The organism is Kitasatospora sp. NPDC127111 (assembly GCF_042677465.1).
Taxonomy (GTDB): domain Bacteria; phylum Actinomycetota; class Actinomycetes; order Streptomycetales; family Streptomycetaceae; genus Kitasatospora.
Genome location: NZ_JBHXTG010000001.1, coordinates 128,698 through 148,186 on the forward strand (window position 1 = coordinate 128,698; position 19,489 = coordinate 148,186).

The following is a 19,489-nucleotide window of genomic DNA, read 5'->3' on the forward strand; positions in this document are numbered from 1 at the left end:
GTCACCCGTCCGGCCTGGCAGGGCGTCACGTCCGTCCCGGCACCCCGTCCGGCCCGGCAGCACGTCAGGTCGACACCGCGTCCGGAAGGCCCTCAGCTCCCGTCCAGGCCCCCCGACTGCCGGGGCAGCGCCAGCACCACCGTGTCGGCGAACTCCCGCACCGCACTGGTCCGGCTGACCACCCGTCCGCTGTGCACCACCAGCCGGCTGTGCCCGCCCGCGAGCGCCCCCGCCAGGCTGTCCCCGCGCACCGCCAGCAGCTCCGCCGGGAACCCGGCGTCCACCCGGACGGGCGGCAGCCCGAGCGCCGCCCGCGCCTGGTTCGCCACCGCGTCGTACGCCGCCTCCGGCCCCAGCACCCCGCTCGCCGCCAGCAGGTACGCGGCCTCCAGCGGATCCGCCCGGCCCACCGGGTTGGCCGGGTCGCGCAGCGCGCCGCCGCCCGCCGCGAGCGGCACCCGCGCGTCCACCAGCTCGCGCAGCAGCTCCGGCCGCAGCACGGGGGCCCGGCCCTCCAGGCCGGCGCAGCAGCCGTTCTGCGGCAGGCAGACCACCCGGACGCCGCTGGAGGCCAGCACCGTGGACGCGCCCGGCGCCAGCGCCCCGCACGGGCCGAGCACCACCCGGGGCCGCAGCGGCGCGAGCGCGCCCGCCAGCCGGGCCAGCTGCGCCGGCTCGGCGGCCGTGGTGTGCAGGTCGACCGGGCAGTCCGCCTCCCGGGCGGCGTCCAGCAGCACCTGGACGTAGCCCGCCGGGTCCGGGTCCAGCTCGGGACAGCCGCCGGCCGCCGTGGCGCCCAGCTTGAGCGCGTCGCGCAGCTGGGCCCGGCCGTCCGCGCCGGCCCGGCCGGTGAGCAGCCGGGGCATCGCGACCGCCTGCAGCTCGGCGAGGCCGCGCAGCGCCTGCCGGGCGGTGAGCACCGCCTCCAGCCGGCGCAGCCCGTGCACGTCGCCGATCCGGACGTGGGTGCGCTGCGCGGTGGCGCCGTAGCCGAGCGAGGTGAGCGCCGCCTCGGTGACCCGCCGGGTGAGGTCGGCGGCGGTCTCCGGCGGCGGGGCGGGCAGGGCGGCGGCGAAGGCCACGTCGTAGTGGGCGTGCGGCTCGGCCGGGGCCGGCAGCAGCAGGTAGCCCCGGAGGTCGATCCGGGCGCCGGTGGTGGCGGTGGGGGCGCCGGGCAGGGCGGGCAGCGGGCCGAGGCTGCCGGCGGTGCCGACGGCCTGGATCCGGTCGCCGCTGATCCGGACGTCCACCACCCGGCCGTCGGCGAGCCGGGCGTCGGTGAGCAGCAGGACGGGGCCGTGCCCGAGCGGGTTGGCCGCCGGGCCGGGCCCGGAGTGCGGCCCGTCGGCGGCTGCGCTGTCCATCGCCCGGCTCCTTCTCGCGCTGGCCCGTCCCGGCCGGGGCCGGTCCCGGTGGGCGGCCCGTCCCGATGGGCGGCCCGTCCCGGTCAATGAGCGACGAGCCTATGGCGCGCGGGCGTGGGCCGCCGGGAGGCGGGCATTAGTCGTATCGGGTCGGGCCGCGTCGTCGGGGGCCGGTCGAACACCCGGCCTTCGATCGTTCGCCCGTCCGCGCCGCCGACCTGCGGTCTTCGCGTCGGGATACGGATTTCACCTCTGGGCGCGGACCGTGTAATGTCTTCCTCGTTCGCCCCTATAGCTCAGTCGGTAGAGCGTCTCCATGGTAAGGAGAAGGTCTGCGGTTCGATTCCGCATGGGGGCTCTGGTGAAAAGGAGTCAGCTTCGGCTGTGCTCCGGATCACTGTGGCGGTGTAGCTCAGTTGGTAGAGCAAGCGGCTCATAATCGCTGTGTCACCGGTTCAAGTCCGGTCACCGCTACCCCGCGTAGTCGGTCGGGAGATCGCACTCCCGGTCGGCTACTCTTGTTGTGTTCTTATTCATTGTCCAAGGAAGGCACTCCCGTGGCTGCCACCGACGTCCGCCCGAAGATCACGCTGGCCTGCGTGGAGTGCAAGGAGCGGAACTACATCACCAAGAAGAACCGGCGCAACGACCCGGACCGTCTTGAGATGAAGAAGCACTGCCCCCGCTGCAACTCGCACACCGCGCACCGCGAGACCCGCTGACCCTGTCGCAGGGCGCCGGGCCTGTGTGAATTCAGGTCTCCGACTCCGGGCCGCACCCCTCGCTGGGTGCGGCCCGGAGTCTTTTCCGTCATCCACCGGACTGTTCGAGGAGTTGCCCGTGGCACTCGACCCCTCCTTCATCGGGCGGACCTACCCGCCCACCGAGCCGTACGAGGTCGGCCGGGAGAAGATCCGCGAGTTCGCGGTCGCCGTGGGCGACGCGAACCCGGCGTACACCGACCCGGAGGCGGCCAAGGCGCTCGGCCACCAGGACGTCATCGCCCCGCCGACCTTCCCGTTCGTGCTCACCTTCCGGGCCGCCGCCCAGGTGGTCCAGGACCCCGAGCTGGGCCTGGACTACAGCCGGGTGGTGCACGGCGACCAGAAGTTCGCCTACACCCGCCCGGTGCGGGCCGGCGACCGGCTCTCGGTCGCGGTGACCATCGACAACATCAAGTCGCTGGCCGGCAACGACGTGCTCACCGTGCGCGGCGAGGTGACGGACGCGAGCGGCGAGCACGTGGTGACGTCGGTCATGACCCTGGTGGCCCGGGCCGCCGACGAGGCGGGGGAGTAACGCCATGGCGATCAGCTACGACGAGGTCGCGGCCGGCACCGAGCTGCCCGCGCAGTCCTTCCCCGTGACGCGCGCCACCCTGGTGCAGTACGCGGGCGCCTCCGGCGACTTCAACCCGATCCACTGGAACGAGACGTTCGCCAAGGAGGTCGGCCTGCCGGACGTCATCGCGCACGGCATGTTCACCATGGCCGAGGCGATCCGGGTGGTCACCGACTGGGTCGGCGACCCGGGCGCGGTGGTCGAGTACGGCGTCCGCTTCACCCGTCCGGTGCCGGTGCCCAACGACGGCGTCGGCTCCGTGATCGAGGTCACCGGCAAGGTGGCGAAGCTGCTGGACGACCGCAAGGTCCAGGTCGACCTGGTGGCGACCTACGCCGGCCAGAAGGTCCTGGGCATGTCCAAGGCCGTCGTCCGGCTGGCCTGAGCGGCGGGCGGCGTACGGGCTCCCCGTACGCTGGGGGGCGTGCTGGTAGAACTCGACGCCCCCCTCGCCCCGCTGACCACCCTCCGGCTCGGCGGCCCGGCCCGCCGGCTGGTGACCGCGACCGCCGACGAGGACGTGATCGCCGCCGTCCGCGAGGCCGACGCGGCCGGCGAGCCGCTGCTGGTCCTCGGCGGCGGCTCCAACCTGGTGATCGGCGACGCCGGCTTCCCCGGCACCGTGCTGCGGATCGCCACCCGGGGCTTCGCCCTGGACGGCACCGTCCTGGAGCTGGCCGCCGGCGAGGTCTGGGCCGACGCGGTGACCACGACCGTGCTGGAGCACGGCCTGGCCGGCATCGAGTTCCTGGCCGGCATCCCCGGCTCGGCCGGCGCCACGCCGGTGCAGAACGTCGGCGCGTACGGCCAGGAGGTGGCGCAGTCCATCACCGAGGTGGTCGCCTACGACCGCCGGGGCGGCGAGGTCGTCACCCTCTCCAACGCCGAGTGCGCCTTCTCCTACCGGCACAGCCGCTTCAAGGCCGACCCGGACCGCTACGTCGTGCTGCGGGTCCGCTTCGGCCTCCAGGACAACGGCGGGCTCTCCACCCCGGTGGCCTACGCCGAGACGGCCCGCCACCTGGGCGTCGAGCAGGGCGAGCGGGTCGACGTCCGCAGCGCCTGGAACGCCGTGCTGCTGCTGCGCTCGGGCAAGGGCATGGTGCTGAACCCGGACGACCACGACACCTGGTCGGCGGGCTCCTTCTTCACCAACCCGGTGCTCACCGCCGAGCAGTACGCCGCCTTCCTGGCCCTGGTCGCCGAGCGCGAGCTCACCGCCCCCGCCTACCCGGCGCCGGACGGCTGCACCAAGACCTCGGCCGCCTGGCTGATCGACAAGGCCGGCTTCGGCAAGGGCTACGGCAGCGGCCCGGCGACCCTCTCCACCAAGCACACCCTGGCCCTGACCAACCGCGGCGCGGCCACCGCCGAGGACCTGCTGGCGCTGGCCCGGGAGATCCGCGACGGCGTCCGGGCGGCGTTCGGGGTGGAGCTGGTGAACGAGCCGGTGATGGTGGGCGTCAAGCTGTAGCCGACCCGTCCAGCAGCCAGGCGTCGATGTCCGCCAGCAGCTCCTTCCGGGTGCTCTCCGGCGCGCGCGAGCCGCGGACGGACTGGCGGGCCAGCTCGGCGAGCTCCGCGTCGGCGAAGCCGAGCACGTCGCGGGCCAGGTCGTACTGGGCGGCCAGCCGGGTGCCGAACAGCAGCGGGTCGTCGGCCCCCAGGGCGAGTGGCACGCCCGCGTCGAACAGCCGGCGCAGCGGCACGTCCTCGGCGCGCTCGTAGACGCCGAGCGAGACGTTGGACGAGGGGCAGACCTCGCAGGTGACCTGACGGTCGGCCAACCGCTGCATCAGCCGCGGGTCCTCGGCGGCCCGGACGCCGTGGCCGATCCGGCCCGCACCGAGGTCGTCCAGGCAGTCCCGGACGGACTCCGGGCCGGCCAGCTCGCCGCCGTGCGGGGCGGCCAGCAGCCCGCCCTTGCGGGCGATGTCGAAGGCCCGGTCGAAGTCCCGGGCGAGGCCGCGCCGCTCGTCGTTCGAGAGGCCGAAGCCGACCACGCCCCGGTCGGCGTACCGGACGGCGAGCCGGGCCAGCGTCCGGGCGTCCATCGGGGACTTCATCCGGTTGGCCGCGACCAGCACCCGGATGCCGACGCCGGTGGCCTCGGAGGCGTGCTCCACGGCGTCCAGGATCAGCTCCAGCGCGGGGATCAGACCGCCGAGCCGGGGCGCGTACGAGGTCGGGTCGACCTGGATCTCCAGCCAGCGGGAGCCGTCCCGGCGCTCGTCCTCGGCGGTCTCCAGCACCAGGCGGCGGATGTCGGACTCGTCCCGCAGGACGGACCGGGCGGTGTCGTAGAGGCGCTGGAAGCGGAACCAGCCGCGTTCGTCGGTGGCCCGCAGTTTGGGCGGCTCCCCGGAGCTGAGCGCCTCCGGCAGCCGGACGCCGTGCTTGTCGGCCAGTTCCAGCAGGGTGGCCGGGCGCATCGAGCCGGTGAAGTGCAGGTGCAGGTGGGCCTTCGGGAGGTCCCTGACGTCTCGCGGATTCAGCAGGCGTTCCATTCGCCGATCCTGCCGCATCGGGCCCCGATACGGGAACCGCCCCCTTCGCGTCCCCCGAAGGGGTGAAAGGGGGCGGTCCGTGCGGGGCGGGTGCCGTCAGGCGGTCGCCTCGCCGAGCAGCTTCTGGATCCGGGCGACGCCCTCGACCAGGTCGGCGTCGCCGAGCGCGTACGACAGGCGCAGGTAGCCCGGGGTGCCGAAGGCCTCACCGGGGACGACCGCGACCTCGGCCTCGTCCAGGATCAGCGCGGCCAGCTCGGAGGAGGTCTGCGGACGCTGCCCGCGGATCTCCTTGCCCAGCAGGCCCTTGACGGACGGGTACACGTAGAACGCGCCCTCGGGCTCGGGGCAGACGACGCCCTCGATCTCGTTGAGCATCTTCACGATGGTCCGGCGGCGCCGGTCGAAGGCGGTGCGCATCTCGTGCACGGCGGAGAGGTCGCCGGCGACGGCGGCGAGCGCGGCCCGCTGGGCGACGTTGGAGACGTTCGAGGTGGCGTGCGACTGCAGGTTGGTCGCGGCCTTGACGACGTCCTTGGGGCCGATCACCCAGCCCACCCGCCAGCCGGTCATCGCGTAGGTCTTGGCGACACCGTTGACCACGACGCACTTGTCGGCCAGCTCGGGCAGCAGGGCCGGCAGCGAGGTGAACTCGGCGTCGCCGTAGACCAGGTGCTCGTAGATCTCGTCGGTGAGCACCCACAGGCCGTGCTCCAGCGCCCAGCGGCCGATCGCCTCGGCCTCGGCCCGGGTGTAGACCGCGCCGGTCGGGTTGGACGGCGAGACGAAGAGCACCACCTTGGTGTTCTCGGTGCGGGCGGCCTCCAGCTGCTCGACCGAGACCTTGTAGCCGGTGGTCTCGTCGGTCACGACCTCGACCGGGACACCGCCGGCCAGCTGGATCGACTCCGGGTAGGTGGTCCAGTACGGGGCCGGGACGATGACCTCGTCGCCCGGGTCGAGGATCGCGGCGAAGGCCTCGTAGATGGCCTGCTTGCCGCCGTTGGTCACCAGGACCTGGGAGGCGTCCACCTCGTAGCCGGAGTCGCGCAGCGTCTTGGCGGCGATCGCGGCCTTCAGCTCGGGCAGGCCGCCGGCCGGGGTGTAGCGGTGGTTCCTGGGGTCGCGGCAGGCCTCGACGGCCGCCTCGACGATGTAGTCCGGGGTGGGGAAGTCCGGCTCGCCGGCGCCGAAGCCGATCACCGGCCGGCCGGCCGCCTTGAGGGCCTTGGCCTTGGCGTCCACGGCGAGGGTCGCGGACTCGGCGATCGCGCCGATCCGGGCGGACACGCGGCGGTCGGCGGGGCGGACGGAACTGTCGGGCTGCGGGGTGGAAGCGCTCATGCCTGCATGGTCGCAGAACCGGGACGGACCGGGCATGGGGGTTCCACGATATGTACGGGCTCGTCCGGATGGCGGCGGGTCGGGGACCGCCCGCGGGCGCGCCGCGGGGCCGGTCGTGGCCGGTCGGGTGCCCGACCGGTGGATAAGAGGTTCGACCAAACACCCCTCGACCACGTACACTCACTCCTCGACGGCCACCGAGAAGCCGAAGCTTCCACCGCCTGTGCATGCGGCGGCGGGAGATGCGGTAGGTTGGTGGTCGCTACCGGAGCCGCAAGGCCCCGTAGGGCAATAGCTCAATTGGTAGAGCACCGGTCTCCAAAACCGGCGGTTGGGGGTTCAAGTCCCTCTTGCCCTGCTGCTTGATCCGTATTCAGCCCGTTCGCTCCACAGAGCGAGCGGGCTTGATGCGGAGAGGGCACCGAACAGCACCGCTTTAGCCGGCCGCTCGTGCCCGATCGGGTACGCAGGTGATGCTCGGCAGGACCCGGATTCAGGTGAGGACGAGTGACGGAGACCACGGGCTCCACCGCAACGCCTGAGAGCGGCAACCCCGAGGGTGCCGACGGCGCTGCCGAGACCACGCCCGCCGACGAGTCGCGCCGCGACCGCAAGCGGGGCAAGGGCGAGAAGAAGTCCGGCAAGCGGGCCAAGAAGGGCTTCTTCGCCCGGCTCGCGCTGTTCTACCGCCAGATCATCGCCGAGCTGCGCAAGGTCGTCTGGCCCACCCGCAGCGAGCTGGTCAACTACACCACCGTGGTGGTCGTGTTCGTCGTGGTCGTGATGGCCTTCGTGGCCGGCCTCGACTACGGGTTCTCGAAGCTCAGCCTCTGGATCTTCGGCTGACCGAGCCCACCCCACCTTCGAAACAGCTTCCCGACCCGGGCCGATTCTTCGGCCCGGGTCGAGCTGTCGGCGCCGGACGTACGCGGCCGCTACCGTTGACTCGGTACTGTTGAAGTCTCCGAGGCAGCTCCTGGCACCCGCGCGAGCGGTGCCCCGCCGGAGCGGCCCCGGAGCGCGCCACCTTCACCATCTCCAGGAAAGAAGCAGCCACCGTGTCTGAGTCCCCCCTGTACGACGCCGACGAGACCGTCCGCGAGGCGGATGTCGCCGCCGAGCTGGACGCGGCCGAGCTGGCTGACGACGCCGAGTCCGCCGAGCAGATCGTGGACGCCTCGGACAGCGACGAGGACGAGGTCGAGGCCTTCGACGAGGCCGAGGCCGGCGAGCCCGCCGAGGAGGCCGCGCTGCACGTGGAGTCCGACGAGGAGTTCGCCGCCGAGGAGACCGCGGACGAGGCCGGGGCCGAGGCCGTCGAGGTCGAGGCCGAGCCCGCCGTCGAGGTCGACCCGGTCGCCAAGTTCCGCGAGGACCTGCGCTTCATGCCGGGCGAGTGGTACGTGATCCACACCTACGCCGGCTACGAGAACCGCGTGAAGCAGAACCTGGAGCAGCGCGCGGTCTCGCTGAACGTCGAGGAGTACATCTTCCAGGCCGAGGTGCCGCAGGAGGAGGTCGTCCAGATCAAGAACGGCGACCGCAAGACCATCCGCCAGAACAAGCTCCCCGGCTACGTCCTGGTGCGCATGGACCTCACCCCGGAGTCCTGGGGCGTCGTGCGCAACACCCCCGGTGTCACCGGCTTCGTCGGCAACGCCTACGACCCGTACCCGCTGACCCTGGACGAGGTCGTCAAGATGCTCGCCCCGGACGTCGAGCGCCAGGCGGCCAAGGAGGCCGGCAAGGCCTCGCCGGTCCGCCCGGTCGAGGTCCAGGTGCTCGACTTCGAGGTCGGCGACTCGGTCACCGTCACCGACGGCCCGTTCGCCACCCTGCAGGCGACCATCAACGAGATCAACCCCGACTCGAAGAAGGTCAAGGGCCTGGTCGAGATCTTCGGCCGGGAGACCCCGGTCGAGCTCTCCTTCGACCAGATCCAGAAGAACTAGTCCCAACGGTTTCCGGATCCGGGGCGGGGCCGACGGCTCCGCCCCGAATCCGTTTTGGTCCAGCGGCGCTGAGACGTTAGCCTGGTCCGATGTGTGTGCTGGCGGCCGGGTGTCGCCCCGGTTCCGCACGCACCAGCAATCACCTCTCGGAAGGACCCGGAGAGAAATGCCTCCCAAGAAGAAGAAGGTCACGGGGCTTATCAAGCTCCAGATCAACGCCGGTGCGGCCAACCCGGCGCCGCCGGTCGGCCCCGCGCTGGGTCAGCACGGCGTCAACATCATGGAGTTCTGCAAGGCCTACAACGCCGCGACCGAGTCGCAGCGCGGCATGATCGTGCCGGTGGAGATCACGGTCTACGAGGACCGCTCCTTCACCTTCATCACGAAGACGCCGCCGGCCGCGCGCCTCATCCTGAAGGCCGCCGGTGTCGAGAAGGGCTCCAGCGAGCCGCACAAGACCAAGGTCGCCAAGCTCACCAGCGCCCAGGTCCGCGAGATCGCCACCACCAAGATGCCCGACCTCAACGCCAACGACCTGGACGCGGCGGAGAAGATCATCGCCGGCACCGCCCGGTCGATGGGCATCACCGTCGAGGGCTGAGCTCCCCCCTTCCCGCCAGGGAAACGATGTTTCAGCCGTCCCCGTGGTAGGGCCTGCGCAGGCCCGTTGACTACCACAACTCCAATCACCATTCAGGAGCAGCAGTGAAGCGCAGCAAGGCTCTGAAGGCCGCGGACGCTCAGGTCGACCGCGAGCGCCTCTACGCCCCCCTCGAGGCCGTCCGCCTCGCCAAGGCGACCAGCACCACCAAGTTCGACGGCACCGTCGAGGTCGCCATGCGTCTGGGTGTCGACCCGCGCAAGGCCGACCAGATGGTCCGCAGCACCGTGATCCTCCCGCACGGCACCGGTAAGACCGCTCGGGTCCTGGTCTTCGCGACCGGCGAGCGTGCCGAGGCCGCGCGTGCTGCGGGTGCCGACATCGTCGGTGCCGACGAGCTCATCGACGAGGTCGCGAAGGGCAAGCTGGACTTCGACGCCGTCGTCGCCACCCCGGACCTCATGGGCAAGGTCGGCCGCCTCGGCCGCGTGCTCGGTCCCCGTGGTCTGATGCCGAACCCGAAGACCGGCACCGTCACCCCGGATGTCGCCAAGGCTGTCAACGACATCAAGGGCGGCAAGATCGAGTTCCGCGTCGACAAGCACTCGAACCTGCACTTCATCATCGGTAAGGCCTCCTTCACCGACGAGCAGCTGGTCGAGAACTACGCCGCCGCGCTGGACGAGGTGCTCCGCGCCAAGCCGTCCGCCGCGAAGGGCCGGTACATCAAGAAGACCGCCTTCACCACCACCATGGGCCCCGGCATCCCGGTCGACCCGAACCGCACCCGCAACCTCCTGGTCGAGGAGGACCCGGCCGCCGTCTGAGCCCTGAGCTCCGACCGGTAGCCGCGTCCTGGGCGCAGCCGCAGTCCGCACGACGGGCCCGTACCCCCTTCACGGGGGGTGCGGGCCCGTCGTCGTGTCCGGATCGAGACCGGGACGGGGAGGACGCGCGGCGCGGCTCGTCGTACGCTCAGCCGGTCCGATCGTGTGATTGTGTGACCGCCGGAGTGTGCCGTGCCGCCCGCCCTTCGCCCCGCCGCCTGGGGGGCGGCCCTGCTGCTGCTCGCCGGCTGTCTCACCGCCTGCAGCCTGCTGGCCGTCTCGGGGGACCGCACGCCGGCCGACGCGGCGGCGACCGTCCGGCCGCCCAAGCAGGTGCTGCTCTCGGCCGCCCAGACCCTGGACGACTCCGGCGGCGCCCGCGTCCAGGTGGTCGAGGAGGGCCCGGCCGGGCGGCGCACCGCCACCGGCACCGTCGCCTGGGGCGCCGGGGACACCGCCGACCTGACCGTCACCGACGAGCAGGGCACCGCCCGGCTGCGGGCCCAGGACGGATCGCTGGAGCTCGCGTACGACGGGGGGCCGGCGAAGCGCGCGGACCGGGCCGCCGCCGAGTCGCTGGACCCGCGGGCCCCCGGCGCGGCCTACGCGGGCGGCTGGCTGAGCGGGCTGGTCGCCAACCCGGGCGGCCCGGCGCACTCGATGGCGCTGGCCGGGAAGCTCACCCCGCTCGGCGGCGAGCAGCTGGCCGGCACCACGGTCGCGCACTACCGGGGCTCGGCGCCGGTCGCCGAGTTCCTCGCCGCCGACGAGGGCCTGGCCCCGGAGCGGCGGGCCGTGCTGGCCGGCTGGTACCAGCAGCACGGGGTCGCCGCGATCGGCTACGACTTCTGGGTGGCGCCCGGCGACCGGCTGGTCCGGCTCCGCGCCACCGTCCAGGGCAGCGCCGGAACCGTGGTCACCACGACCGACGTCTCCGACCCCGGAACGCCCGCGGAGAGCCCGGCCGCGACGGGGTGACCGGACCGGGGATATCCGGTGGGGCGCGCGCTCGGCGATTCGTTAGAGTCTCCCGGGGACGACCTGAGAATCAGGTCCCAACGGGGGGTTTCTTCATGCGTACTCTGCGCCTCGCTTCCGTCGCCGTCACGGCGGCCGTCCTGGTGAGCGGGCTGACGGCCTGCGGCAGCGACGGCAAGGCCGGCACCAAGGCCGCGGGCGACGCCGCCCCCGGCAAGGCGCTCGAACTGGACCCGAAGGCCGCGCTGGCCGCCTCGGCCCTGGTGATGCAGAAGTTCGGCAACGGCAGCGTCGAGCTGGTGCTGCCCGAGGACACGATGGCCGGCGCCGCCCAGTGGAAGCAGGGGACCGACCTCGACCTGACCGGTCGGGGCAAGGCGACGACGAAGGTCCGGGTGCTCGGCGACGACGTCTACCTGGGCAGCGCCGAGAAGACGGCCGGGGCCGGTGGCAAGCACTGGGCGAAGGTCGGGCCGAAGGACAAGCTCATCGGCCCGATGGCCGGGATGTTCCTCACCACCGCCCAGGTGACCAATCCGGTCCTCCAGCTGACGGTGGCGGCCCAGACCGGCAGTCCGGCCAAGGTCGGGCCGGAGACCGTCGGCGGGGCGCAGACCACGCACTACCACGCGGTCGAGGACGCCGCCAAGATCACCGAGGCCCTGGCCGCGCTCGGCGCCGACCAGCGCGCCGCCGTCCAGCAGACGCTCGCGGTGAGCGGCAACACGCTGACCGTCGACTTCTGGATCAACGCGAAGCAGGAGCTGGTGCAGCTCAGGGAGTACGGCGACAAGGCCGGCGAGAAGCAGGCCGTCACCGTGACGTACTCGGGCCTCGGCTCCGCTCCCCGGATCGAAGCGCCCGCCGCCGCCGAGGTCGGCAGCGGCGCGGACTTCTCCAAGATCCTCGGCGGCTGAGCCCGGAAGGCCCGCCGCCTCGTCATCCCCGGGCACACCGTGCGTCCCGGAGCCCCTCGGAGGGGGAATCATGGCTCGAACCCGCAACACCGCCATAGCCGTCGTCGTGGCCGCGCTGGCCCTGACGGCGACCGCGTGCGACAACGACGCGAAGAAGACCGACGCCGCGCCCGCCGCGCCGACCACGGCCGCCGCCGCGCAGCCGACCACCGCCGCGCCGACCCCGACGGCCGAGCCGACCAAGGAGCCGCCGGCGAAGCTGACCCCGGCCGCCTACCTCAAGCTGGTCACCGAGAAGACCGGCTCGCAGACCTCCGCGAAGATCACCGAGGAGATCAGCCTCGCCGGCGGTCAGATCACGGCCACCGGGACGGTCTCCTGGGCCGAGGGCCTCCAGGGCGAGCTGCGGATGGACATGTCCGGCACCCCGGCCGGCAAGAAGCTCTCCGCCCTCACCGGCGGCAGCACCATGACGGCCCGCTACCTCAAGGACGGGATGTACCTGCGGGTCGGCGGGCAGGCGGTGACGGAGCTGGACGGCAAGCACTGGCTGCACTACAGCTACGCGGACCTGGGCCAGCAGGGCGCGATCGGCGGCGACCAGCTGAAGAACGCCGACCCGGTCGAGGGCGTCCGCACCCTGATCGCCTCGGGCAAGGTCAGCGAGGCCGGCCAGGAGACCGTCGGCGGCAAGCAGACCACGCACTACACCGGTGAGCTCGCCGTGGCCGACCTGGCCGCCGCGACCGGCCGCGGGCTGACCGCCGAGCAGGCCGAGAAGCTGAAGAAGAACCTCAGCACCGCCGGCATCACCAGCGAGACGGTCGACGTCTGGGTGGACGCCGACAACCTGGTGGTCAAGCGGACCGAGCAGGCCGAGACCAAGGCCGGCCCGTTCAAGGTCACCGTCACCTACGCGGACTACGGCACCAAGGTCCCGACCGAGGCGCCCGACCCCTCCGACGTCGCGGAACTCGCCGACCTCAAGGCCGGCAAGGGGGGCGCCACCACCTGACCGGCCGACTGGTGGCAAGGTGACTCGGAGCAGACGGAACGGGCGGGACAGACCGTACGGACGGGACGGAAGGGGAGCGGCATGGCGGTGCGGCAGCGGCTGGCCGCGGCGGTCGCCGCGGCGCTGCTGGCGGGCGGCCTGACGGCCTGCGGCGGGGGCGGTGACGCACCGCCCGCGCCGTCCGGCACGCCGACGCCGACCAGTGCCTCGCCGACCGGCCCGGCCAAGCCGACCGACCGCTCCCCGCACGGGGTCCTGCTCTCCGCCCAGCTCGCCATGCAGACCGCCCGCCGGGCCAGGGTCAGCTACCGGCTGGGGGCGGACGCCGGCTCCGGCCCGCTGTTCTGGCTGCCGAAGACCGCGCTGCAGGTGAAACGGTCCACCCCGGCCGAGGCCGAGCAGCTGATCGTGGTGGACACCGTGGCGTACCAGGGCGGCGACGCCGCCACCGCGGCCCGGCTCGGCGGCCGGCACTGGGAGCGGTTCTCCGGCCCGCCGGGCGCGGACGGCCACCGGGAGATCCCGTACGCGGGGCTGATCGACCTGCTCAACCCGGTCGAGGCGCTGGCCGCCGCGACCGCGGACGGGGTGGAGGCGCAGTACGTCGGCGAGGAGAAGTTCGAGGACTCGGCGGTCGAGCACTACCGGGTCACCACCAACGCCGAGCGCTACGCGGCCGCGCAGTCCCAGCTGAGCCAGACCCGCCGGGAGGGCCTGCGCGCCGCGCTCGCCCCCGGCGGGTCGGTCTCATTGACCCTGGACCTCTGGCTCAACGACAAGGACCAGCTGGTCAAGCTGCAGCGGACCGGCACCGGGGAGAGCGGCCGGGCGGACGACTCGGTGCTCTACTCCGAGCCCGCCGGCGCCCTGTCGGTGCAGGCACCGGCCGAGGCGGACGCCGTGGACGCGGGCACCCGCGGCGTCTCCCCGCTGGCCCGCTGACCGGCGGAGGGCCGGAGCGGGACCGGCGGGGGCGGGCGATTTGCCCCGGACGGCGGAGGCCGGTTATTGTTGCCGAGCCAAAGACCGCTGGTTGTCGCCGTGCTCTCGCGAGAGGTACGCGACCGAAGGATCTGCGCTTCGTCGCAGGCAGCCCGCGCAGGATTGTTTGGAGCTTGGACTTCCGGGTCCCCCGTGTTCGCGCGTGGGCCTGTCGAGGTCGTGCTGAGCCCCGTGCGCCTGCGCACCGGGGCTCATCTGCTTTTCCGCAGGAGCTTTCCTTCCGTTCGGTGGTCCGCGGCGCGAATGGTCGACTCTTGCGGTCGGCCCGACTTCGACATCACGGAAGGAGGCGTACGCCTATGGCTAGGCCCGACAAGGCTGCTGCCGTCGCCGAGATCACGGAGATGTTCCGTGGCTCGAACGCGGCCGTGCTGACCGAGTACCGCGGTCTTACGGTGAAGCAGGTCAAGACCCTGCGTCGCTCGCTGGGTGAGAACGCCCAGTACGCCGTGGTGAAGAACACGCTGACCAAGATCGCGGCCAACGAGGTCGGGATCACTGAGCTCGACGACCTGTTCGCCGGTCCGACGGCTGTTGCCTTCGTCACCGGTGACCCGGTGGAGTCGGCGAAGGCTCTGCGTGACTTCGCCAAGGACAACCCCGCTCTCGTCATCAAGGGCGGTGTCCTTGACGGCAAGGCACTGTCCGCCGATGACATCAAGAAGCTCGCGGACCTCGAGTCCCGCGAGGTGCTGCTCGCCAAGCTGGCGGGTGCCCTGAAGGCCAAGCAGTCCCAGGCTGCCGCGCTCTTCCAGGCCCTGCCGTCGAAGCTCGTCCGCACCGTGGACGCGCTGCGCGACAAGGTCGAGCAGGGCGGTGCCGGTACGCCGGCTCCCGCCGCCGAGGACGAGGCCGCGGAGTAATTCCGCAGGCTCACGCCTCGCTGCGGGCCCGTGCCCGCCCAACCCGTACATACGGCACCACCTGCCGATTTAGTGGAAGGACGCCATCATGGCGAAGCTGACCCAGGACGAGCTGCTCGCGCAGTTCGAGGAGCTCACCCTCATCGAGCTCGCCGCCTTCGTGAAGGCCTTCGAGGACAAGTTCGACGTCACCGCTGCCGCTCCGGTCGCCGTTGCCGCCGTTGCCGGCCCGGGCGCCCCGACCGAGGCCGCTGAGGAGCAGGACGAGTTCGACGTCATCCTCGACGCCGCCGGCGACAAGAAGATCCAGGTCATCAAGGAGGTGCGCACCCTGACCTCCCTCGGCCTGAAGGAGGCCAAGGACCTCGTTGACACCGCTGGTGCCAAGGTCCTGGAGAAGGTTGCCAAGGACGTTGCCGAGAAGGCCAAGGCCGCCCTCGAGGGTGCCGGCGCCAAGGTCACCGTCAAGTGACTCTCCCCCGGCCCTAGCGGCCGGGAGGTGCCCCTGCGCCCCCTCTGAGGGGGCCGGAGCTCCGAGGCCGGGCCGATCACCCTTGCGGGTGGTCGGCCCGGCCTCTTCGCGTACCCGGGCCCGGCCGCGCGGACGGGTCCGACGGGGCCGTGTGGCCGAGAGCGCACTCGGCACCGTCGGTGCGGACGGGTATGGTGATCGCTGTCATCGAGAGTGGCCCTCACCACGGCTTCTGTAACGCCGGGCGGGTCAGCGGCGATGAACGGGTCGAGGTCCGCGCCGGAGGCGGGCCCTTGACGAACCAGGCGCGGCGCGCGATTCTCAAGGCGCGAGCCCGCCCGGTTGGTTTGCCGCTGGATGCATAACCAGCGCCTCCGGCGGGAAGTGACTCCACGTGAGTTGTGGAGGCCCGGGAGTTCCCGGGCCAGTGCAGTACCCGGTGGGCGTCCGCGCCCGCCGGCTACCGGGAGGAGTCTCCGATTCGGTTTCCGAATCAGAGCTGGACAGCAGTGTGCCGTTTGGCTACACTGTCCCTTTGCGCTGCCTGTTAGCTGCTCCGTGACTCGTCGCCCGGAGTTTGCGTTGCCCTGAAGGGGTCTGGCATCGCCTCCGCAAAGCGGCTCTGACCTGGGGTTCCACCCACGGCAGAGCCAGTGGCGAGGGAGGCGGGACCAAGCCCAAGCAGGCCCGGCTGGTACGCGCGTAGTGAGCTCCGAGCCCTCGGAAGGACCCCCCTCTTGGCCGCGCCGCGCAACGCCTCGAACAATTCCGCCGCATCCACCGCCCCGCTCCGCGTCTCGTTCGCGAAGATCAAGGAGCCCCTTGAGGTCCCGAACCTCCTGGCCCTGCAGACCGAGAGCTTTGACTGGCTGCTCGGCAACGCGGCCTGGAAGGCCCGGGTCGAGGCGGCCCTGGAGAGTGGTCAGGACGTCCCCACGAAGTCCGGTCTGGAGGAGATCTTCGAGGAGATCTCGCCGATCGAGGACTTCAGCGGGTCGATGTCGCTGACCTTCCGCGACCACCGTTTCGAGCCGCCGAAGAACTCCATTGACGAGTGCAAGGACCGCGACTTCACGTACGCGGCTCCGCTCTTCGTCACGGCCGAGTTCACCAACAACGAGACCGGTGAGATCAAGTCTCAGACGGTCTTCATGGGCGACTTCCCGCTCATGACCCACAAGGGCACGTTCGTGATCAACGGCACCGAGCGTGTCGTCGTCTCGCAGCTGGTCCGCTCCCCGGGTGTGTACTTCGACTCCACCCTGGACAAGGTGTCCGACAAGGACATCTACTCCTGCAAGGTCATCCCCTCGCGTGGTGCCTGGCTGGAGATGGAGATCGACAAGCGCGACATGGTCGGCGTCCGCATCGACCGCAAGCGCAAGCAGTCCGTCACCGTGCTGCTCAAGGCGCTCGGCTGGACCAACGAGATGATTCTCGAGGAGTTCGGCGAGTACGAGTCGATGCGCGCCACCCTGGAGAAGGACCACACCCAGGGCCAGGACGACGCGCTGCTGGACATCTACCGCAAGCTGCGCCCGGGCGAGCCGCCGACGCGTGAGGCCGCGCAGACGCTGCTGGAGAACCTCTACTTCAACCCGAAGCGCTACGACCTCGCGAAGGTCGGCCGCTACAAGGTCAACCGCAAGCTGGGCAACGCCGAGTCGCTGGACTCCGGCGTGCTCACCGAGCCGGACATCATCGGTGCGATCAAGTACCTGGTGAAGCTGCACGCGGGCGAGACCGAGTGGCGTGACGACGAGGGCCGCGACATCGTGGTCGAGGTCGACGACATCGACCACTTCGGCAACCGCCGCCTGCGCAACGTCGGCGAGCTCATCCAGAACCAGGTCCGTACGGGTCTCGCCCGCATGGAGCGCGTCGTGCGCGAGCGCATGACCACCCAGGACGTCGAGGCGATCACGCCGCAGACCCTGATCAACATCCGGCCGGTCGTCGCCTCCATCAAGGAGTTCTTCGGCACCAGCCAGCTGTCGCAGTTCATGGACCAGACGAACCCGCTGTCGGGCCTGACCCACAAGCGTCGTCTGTCCGCCCTCGGTCCCGGTGGTCTCTCCCGTGAGCGCGCCGGCTTCGAGGTCCGTGACGTGCACCCCTCGCACTACGGCCGCATGTGTCCGATCGAGACCCCGGAAGGCCCGAACATCGGTCTGATCGGGTCGCTGGCCTCGTACGGCCGGGTCAACGCCTTCGGCTTCATCGAGACCCCGTACCGCAAGGTCGTCGACGGTGTGGTCACCGAGCAGGTGGACTACCTGACCGCCGACGAGGAGGACCGCTACGTCATCGCCCAGGCGAACGCGCCGCTGACCGCGGACCTGCACTTCGCCGAGCCGCGCGTCCTGGTCCGCCGCCGTGGTGGCGAGATCGACTACATCCCGGGCACCGAGATCGACTACATGGACGTCTCGCCGCGCCAGATGGTGTCGGTCGCGACCGCCATGATCCCGTTCCTCGAGCACGACGACGCCAACCGCGCGCTCATGGGCTCGAACATGATGCGCCAGGCGGTGCCGCTGCTGAAGAGCGAGGCTCCGCTGGTCGGTACCGGCATGGAGTACCGCTGCGCCGTCGACGCCGCCGACGTCATCACCGCCGAGAAGGCCGGTGTCGTCCAGGAGGTCTCGGCCGACTACGTCACCGTGGCCAACGACGACGGCACGTACACCACGTACCGCGCCGCCAAGTTCACCCGCTCGAACCAGGGCACCTCCTTCAACCAGAAGGTGCTCGTGGACGAGGGCGCCCGGGTCGAGGCCGGCCAGGTCCTGGCCGACGGCCCGTGCACCGACGAGGGCGAGATGGCCCTCGGCAAGAACCTGCTCGTGGCGTTCATGTCGTGGGAGGGTCACAACTACGAGGACGCGATCATCCTGTCGCAGCGCCTCGTGCAGGACGACGTCCTCTCCTCGATCCACATCGAGGAGCACGAGGTCGACGCCCGTGACACCAAGCTCGGCCCCGAGGAGATCACCCGGGACATCCCGAACGTCTCCGAGGAGGTCCTCGCCGACCTCGACGAGCGCGGCATCATCCGCATCGGCGCCGACGTCGTCACCGGCGACATCCTGGTCGGCAAGGTCACCCCGAAGGGTGAGACCGAGCTGACCCCGGAGGAGCGCCTGCTCCGCGCGATCTTCGGTGAGAAGGCCCGTGAGGTCCGCGACACCTCGCTGAAGGTGCCGCACGGTGAGTCCGGCAAGGTCATCGGCGTCCGCGTCTTCGACCGCGAAGAGGGCGACGAGCTGCCCCCGGGCGTGAACCAGCTGGTCCGCGTCTACGTGGCCCAGAAGCGCAAGATCACCAACGGTGACAAGCTCGCCGGCCGCCACGGCAACAAGGGTGTCATCTCCAAGATCCTGCCGGTCGAGGACATGCCGTTCCTCGCCGACGGCACCCCGGTCGACATCATCCTCAACCCGCTGGGCGTCCCGTCCCGAATGAACCCGGGACAGGTCCTGGAGATCCACCTCGGGTGGCTCGCCAAGCAGGGCTGGGACGTCTCCGGCCTCGCCGACGAGTGGGCCCAGCGCCTGCAGGCGATCGGCGCCGACACCGTCGAGGGCGGCACCAACCTCGCCACCCCGGTCTTCGACGGCGCCCGCGAGGACGAGATCACCGGTCTGCTGGACAACACCACCCTCACCCGTGACGGTGAGCGCCTGGTGAACTCCACCGGCAAGGCCCAGCTGTTCGACGGCCGCTCCGGCGAGCCGTTCCCGATGCCGATCTCGGTCGGCTACATGTACATCCTCAAGCTGCACCACCTGGTCGACGACAAGCTGCACGCCCGCTCGACCGGCCCGTACTCGATGATCACCCAGCAGCCGCTCGGTGGTAAGGCGCAGTTCGGTGGTCAGCGCTTCGGTGAGATGGAGGTGTGGGCCCTTGAGGCGTACGGCGCCGCGTACGCGCTGCAGGAGCTGCTCACCATCAAGTCCGACGACGTTCTCGGCCGTGTGAAGGTCTACGAGGCCATCGTCAAGGGCGAGAACATCCCCGAGCCCGGCATTCCCGAGTCCTTCAAGGTCCTCATCAAGGAAATGCAGTCGCTCTGCCTCAACGTGGAGGTGCTGTCCTCGGACGGCCAGTCCATCGAGATGCGGGACTCCGACGAGGACGTGTTCCGCGCCGCCGAGGAGCTCGGCATCGACCTGTCCCGGCGCGAGCCGAGCAGCGTCGAAGAGGTCTGACGGAGGTTGGGCCGGCTGCCCGCTGAGCAGCCGGCCCGCCCCCAGGCCCCCCTCAGACCACACGAACGACTCTCGACTTACGAAAGAGGGCT

Annotated in this window: 18 protein-coding genes and 3 tRNA genes; 18 read left to right on the top strand and 3 right to left on the bottom strand. The window is 71.3% G+C overall.

What is annotated here, in order from left to right:
* Positions 1-92: 92 nt before the first annotated feature.
* A complete protein-coding gene (locus tag ACFVHB_RS00630) occupies positions 93-1,364 on the bottom strand; it encodes a hydrolase (protein WP_380314053.1) in 1,272 nt (423 codons plus the stop codon).
* Positions 1,365-1,649: 285 nt separating this feature from the next.
* Here ACFVHB_RS00630 and ACFVHB_RS00635 point away from each other — a divergent pair.
* From ACFVHB_RS00635 to ACFVHB_RS00660, 6 genes are all read left to right on the top strand, one after another.
* Positions 1,650-1,722 (top strand) — tRNA-Thr (locus ACFVHB_RS00635).
* A 43-nt stretch (positions 1,723-1,765) separates the two neighbouring features.
* Positions 1,766-1,838, top strand: a tRNA-Met gene (locus ACFVHB_RS00640).
* A gap of 83 nt (positions 1,839-1,921) precedes the next feature.
* Positions 1,922-2,086, top strand: coding sequence for a 50S ribosomal protein L33 (rpmG, locus tag ACFVHB_RS00645; protein ID WP_006604855.1), 165 nt, complete (start codon positions 1,922-1,924; stop codon positions 2,084-2,086).
* 118 nt (positions 2,087-2,204) lie between these two features.
* Positions 2,205-2,663 carry a MaoC family dehydratase N-terminal domain-containing protein gene (locus ACFVHB_RS00650; RefSeq protein WP_380314054.1) on the top strand — a complete coding sequence of 153 codons (459 nt, stop codon included), beginning with the start codon at positions 2,205-2,207 and terminating at the stop codon, positions 2,661-2,663.
* A gap of 4 nt (positions 2,664-2,667) precedes the next feature.
* On the top strand, positions 2,668-3,090 hold the full coding sequence (locus ACFVHB_RS00655; RefSeq protein WP_380314055.1) for a MaoC family dehydratase: 423 nt from the start codon (positions 2,668-2,670) through the stop codon (positions 3,088-3,090).
* 42 nt (positions 3,091-3,132) lie between these two features.
* The gene (locus ACFVHB_RS00660) at positions 3,133-4,179 is read left to right on the top strand and encodes a UDP-N-acetylmuramate dehydrogenase (protein ID WP_380314255.1); all 1,047 of its coding nucleotides are present in this window, start codon (positions 3,133-3,135) and stop codon (positions 4,177-4,179) included.
* Here the strand turns inward: ACFVHB_RS00660 and ACFVHB_RS00665 are convergent.
* Positions 4,169-5,212, bottom strand: coding sequence for an adenosine deaminase (locus ACFVHB_RS00665; RefSeq protein ID WP_380314056.1), 1,044 nt, complete (start codon positions 5,210-5,212; stop codon positions 4,169-4,171). The two genes, ACFVHB_RS00660 and ACFVHB_RS00665, sit on opposite strands and share 11 nt — an antisense overlap.
* Before the next feature lie 96 nt (positions 5,213-5,308).
* Positions 5,309-6,556 (bottom strand): pyridoxal phosphate-dependent aminotransferase, encoded by a 1,248-nt coding sequence (locus ACFVHB_RS00670; RefSeq protein WP_380314057.1) that lies wholly within the window; start codon positions 6,554-6,556, stop codon positions 5,309-5,311.
* A gap of 285 nt (positions 6,557-6,841) precedes the next feature.
* On the opposite strand from ACFVHB_RS00670, the gene ACFVHB_RS00675 reads away from it, so the two are divergent.
* The 12 genes from ACFVHB_RS00675 (at position 6,842) to rpoB (ending at position 19,397) form a co-directional block, all read left to right on the top strand.
* A tRNA-Trp gene (locus tag ACFVHB_RS00675) sits at positions 6,842-6,914 on the top strand.
* A gap of 149 nt (positions 6,915-7,063) precedes the next feature.
* Positions 7,064-7,402, top strand: coding sequence for a preprotein translocase subunit SecE (gene secE / locus ACFVHB_RS00680; protein ID WP_380314058.1), 339 nt, complete (start codon positions 7,064-7,066; stop codon positions 7,400-7,402).
* 212 nt (positions 7,403-7,614) lie between these two features.
* The gene (gene nusG, locus ACFVHB_RS00685; protein ID WP_380314059.1) at positions 7,615-8,508 is read left to right on the top strand and encodes a transcription termination/antitermination protein NusG; all 894 of its coding nucleotides are present in this window, start codon (positions 7,615-7,617) and stop codon (positions 8,506-8,508) included.
* Between the two features lie 166 nt (positions 8,509-8,674).
* Positions 8,675-9,109, top strand: a complete 435-nt coding sequence (gene rplK / locus ACFVHB_RS00690) for a 50S ribosomal protein L11 (protein WP_153461023.1) — start codon at positions 8,675-8,677, stop codon at positions 9,107-9,109.
* Positions 9,110-9,213: 104 nt separating this feature from the next.
* Positions 9,214-9,936 carry a 50S ribosomal protein L1 gene (gene rplA / locus ACFVHB_RS00695; RefSeq protein ID WP_380314060.1) on the top strand — a complete coding sequence of 241 codons (723 nt, stop codon included), beginning with the start codon at positions 9,214-9,216 and terminating at the stop codon, positions 9,934-9,936.
* Between the two features lie 192 nt (positions 9,937-10,128).
* Entirely contained in the window at positions 10,129-10,914 is a 786-nt protein-coding gene (locus ACFVHB_RS00700) for a hypothetical protein (protein WP_380314061.1), read from the top strand.
* 95 nt (positions 10,915-11,009) lie between these two features.
* Entirely contained in the window at positions 11,010-11,831 is an 822-nt protein-coding gene (locus ACFVHB_RS00705; protein WP_380314062.1) for a hypothetical protein, read from the top strand.
* A 70-nt stretch (positions 11,832-11,901) separates the two neighbouring features.
* Entirely contained in the window at positions 11,902-12,846 is a 945-nt protein-coding gene (locus ACFVHB_RS00710) for a hypothetical protein (protein ID WP_380314063.1), read from the top strand.
* Positions 12,847-12,927: 81 nt separating this feature from the next.
* On the top strand, positions 12,928-13,788 hold the full coding sequence (locus ACFVHB_RS00715) for a hypothetical protein (protein ID WP_380314064.1): 861 nt from the start codon (positions 12,928-12,930) through the stop codon (positions 13,786-13,788).
* 359 nt (positions 13,789-14,147) lie between these two features.
* Positions 14,148-14,711, top strand: a complete 564-nt coding sequence (rplJ, locus tag ACFVHB_RS00720; protein ID WP_380314065.1) for a 50S ribosomal protein L10 — start codon at positions 14,148-14,150, stop codon at positions 14,709-14,711.
* Positions 14,712-14,799: 88 nt separating this feature from the next.
* Positions 14,800-15,183: a 50S ribosomal protein L7/L12 gene (gene rplL, locus ACFVHB_RS00725; RefSeq protein ID WP_380314066.1), complete on the top strand. Its 384-nt coding sequence runs from the start codon at positions 14,800-14,802 to the stop codon at positions 15,181-15,183.
* A 737-nt stretch (positions 15,184-15,920) separates the two neighbouring features.
* A complete protein-coding gene (rpoB, locus tag ACFVHB_RS00730) occupies positions 15,921-19,397 on the top strand; it encodes a DNA-directed RNA polymerase subunit beta (RefSeq protein WP_380314067.1) in 3,477 nt (1,158 codons plus the stop codon).
* Positions 19,398-19,489 lie beyond the last annotated feature (92 nt).

Coding starts and splice junctions, on each gene's coding strand:
- ACFVHB_RS00630 (WP_380314053.1), bottom strand. CDS start 1,364: ATGGACAGCGCAGCCGCCGACGGGCCGCACTCCGGGCCCGGCCCGGCG.
- ACFVHB_RS00655 (WP_380314055.1), top strand. CDS start 2,668: ATGGCGATCAGCTACGACGAGGTCGCGGCCGGCACCGAGCTGCCCGCG.
- ACFVHB_RS00665 (WP_380314056.1), bottom strand. CDS start 5,212: ATGGAACGCCTGCTGAATCCGCGAGACGTCAGGGACCTCCCGAAGGCC.
- ACFVHB_RS00670 (WP_380314057.1), bottom strand. CDS start 6,556: ATGAGCGCTTCCACCCCGCAGCCCGACAGTTCCGTCCGCCCCGCCGAC.
- rplK (WP_153461023.1), top strand. CDS start 8,675: ATGCCTCCCAAGAAGAAGAAGGTCACGGGGCTTATCAAGCTCCAGATC.
- ACFVHB_RS00705 (WP_380314062.1), top strand. CDS start 11,010: ATGCGTACTCTGCGCCTCGCTTCCGTCGCCGTCACGGCGGCCGTCCTG.
- ACFVHB_RS00710 (WP_380314063.1), top strand. CDS start 11,902: ATGGCTCGAACCCGCAACACCGCCATAGCCGTCGTCGTGGCCGCGCTG.
- ACFVHB_RS00715 (WP_380314064.1), top strand. CDS start 12,928: ATGGCGGTGCGGCAGCGGCTGGCCGCGGCGGTCGCCGCGGCGCTGCTG.
- rplJ (WP_380314065.1), top strand. CDS start 14,148: ATGGCTAGGCCCGACAAGGCTGCTGCCGTCGCCGAGATCACGGAGATG.
- rplL (WP_380314066.1), top strand. CDS start 14,800: ATGGCGAAGCTGACCCAGGACGAGCTGCTCGCGCAGTTCGAGGAGCTC.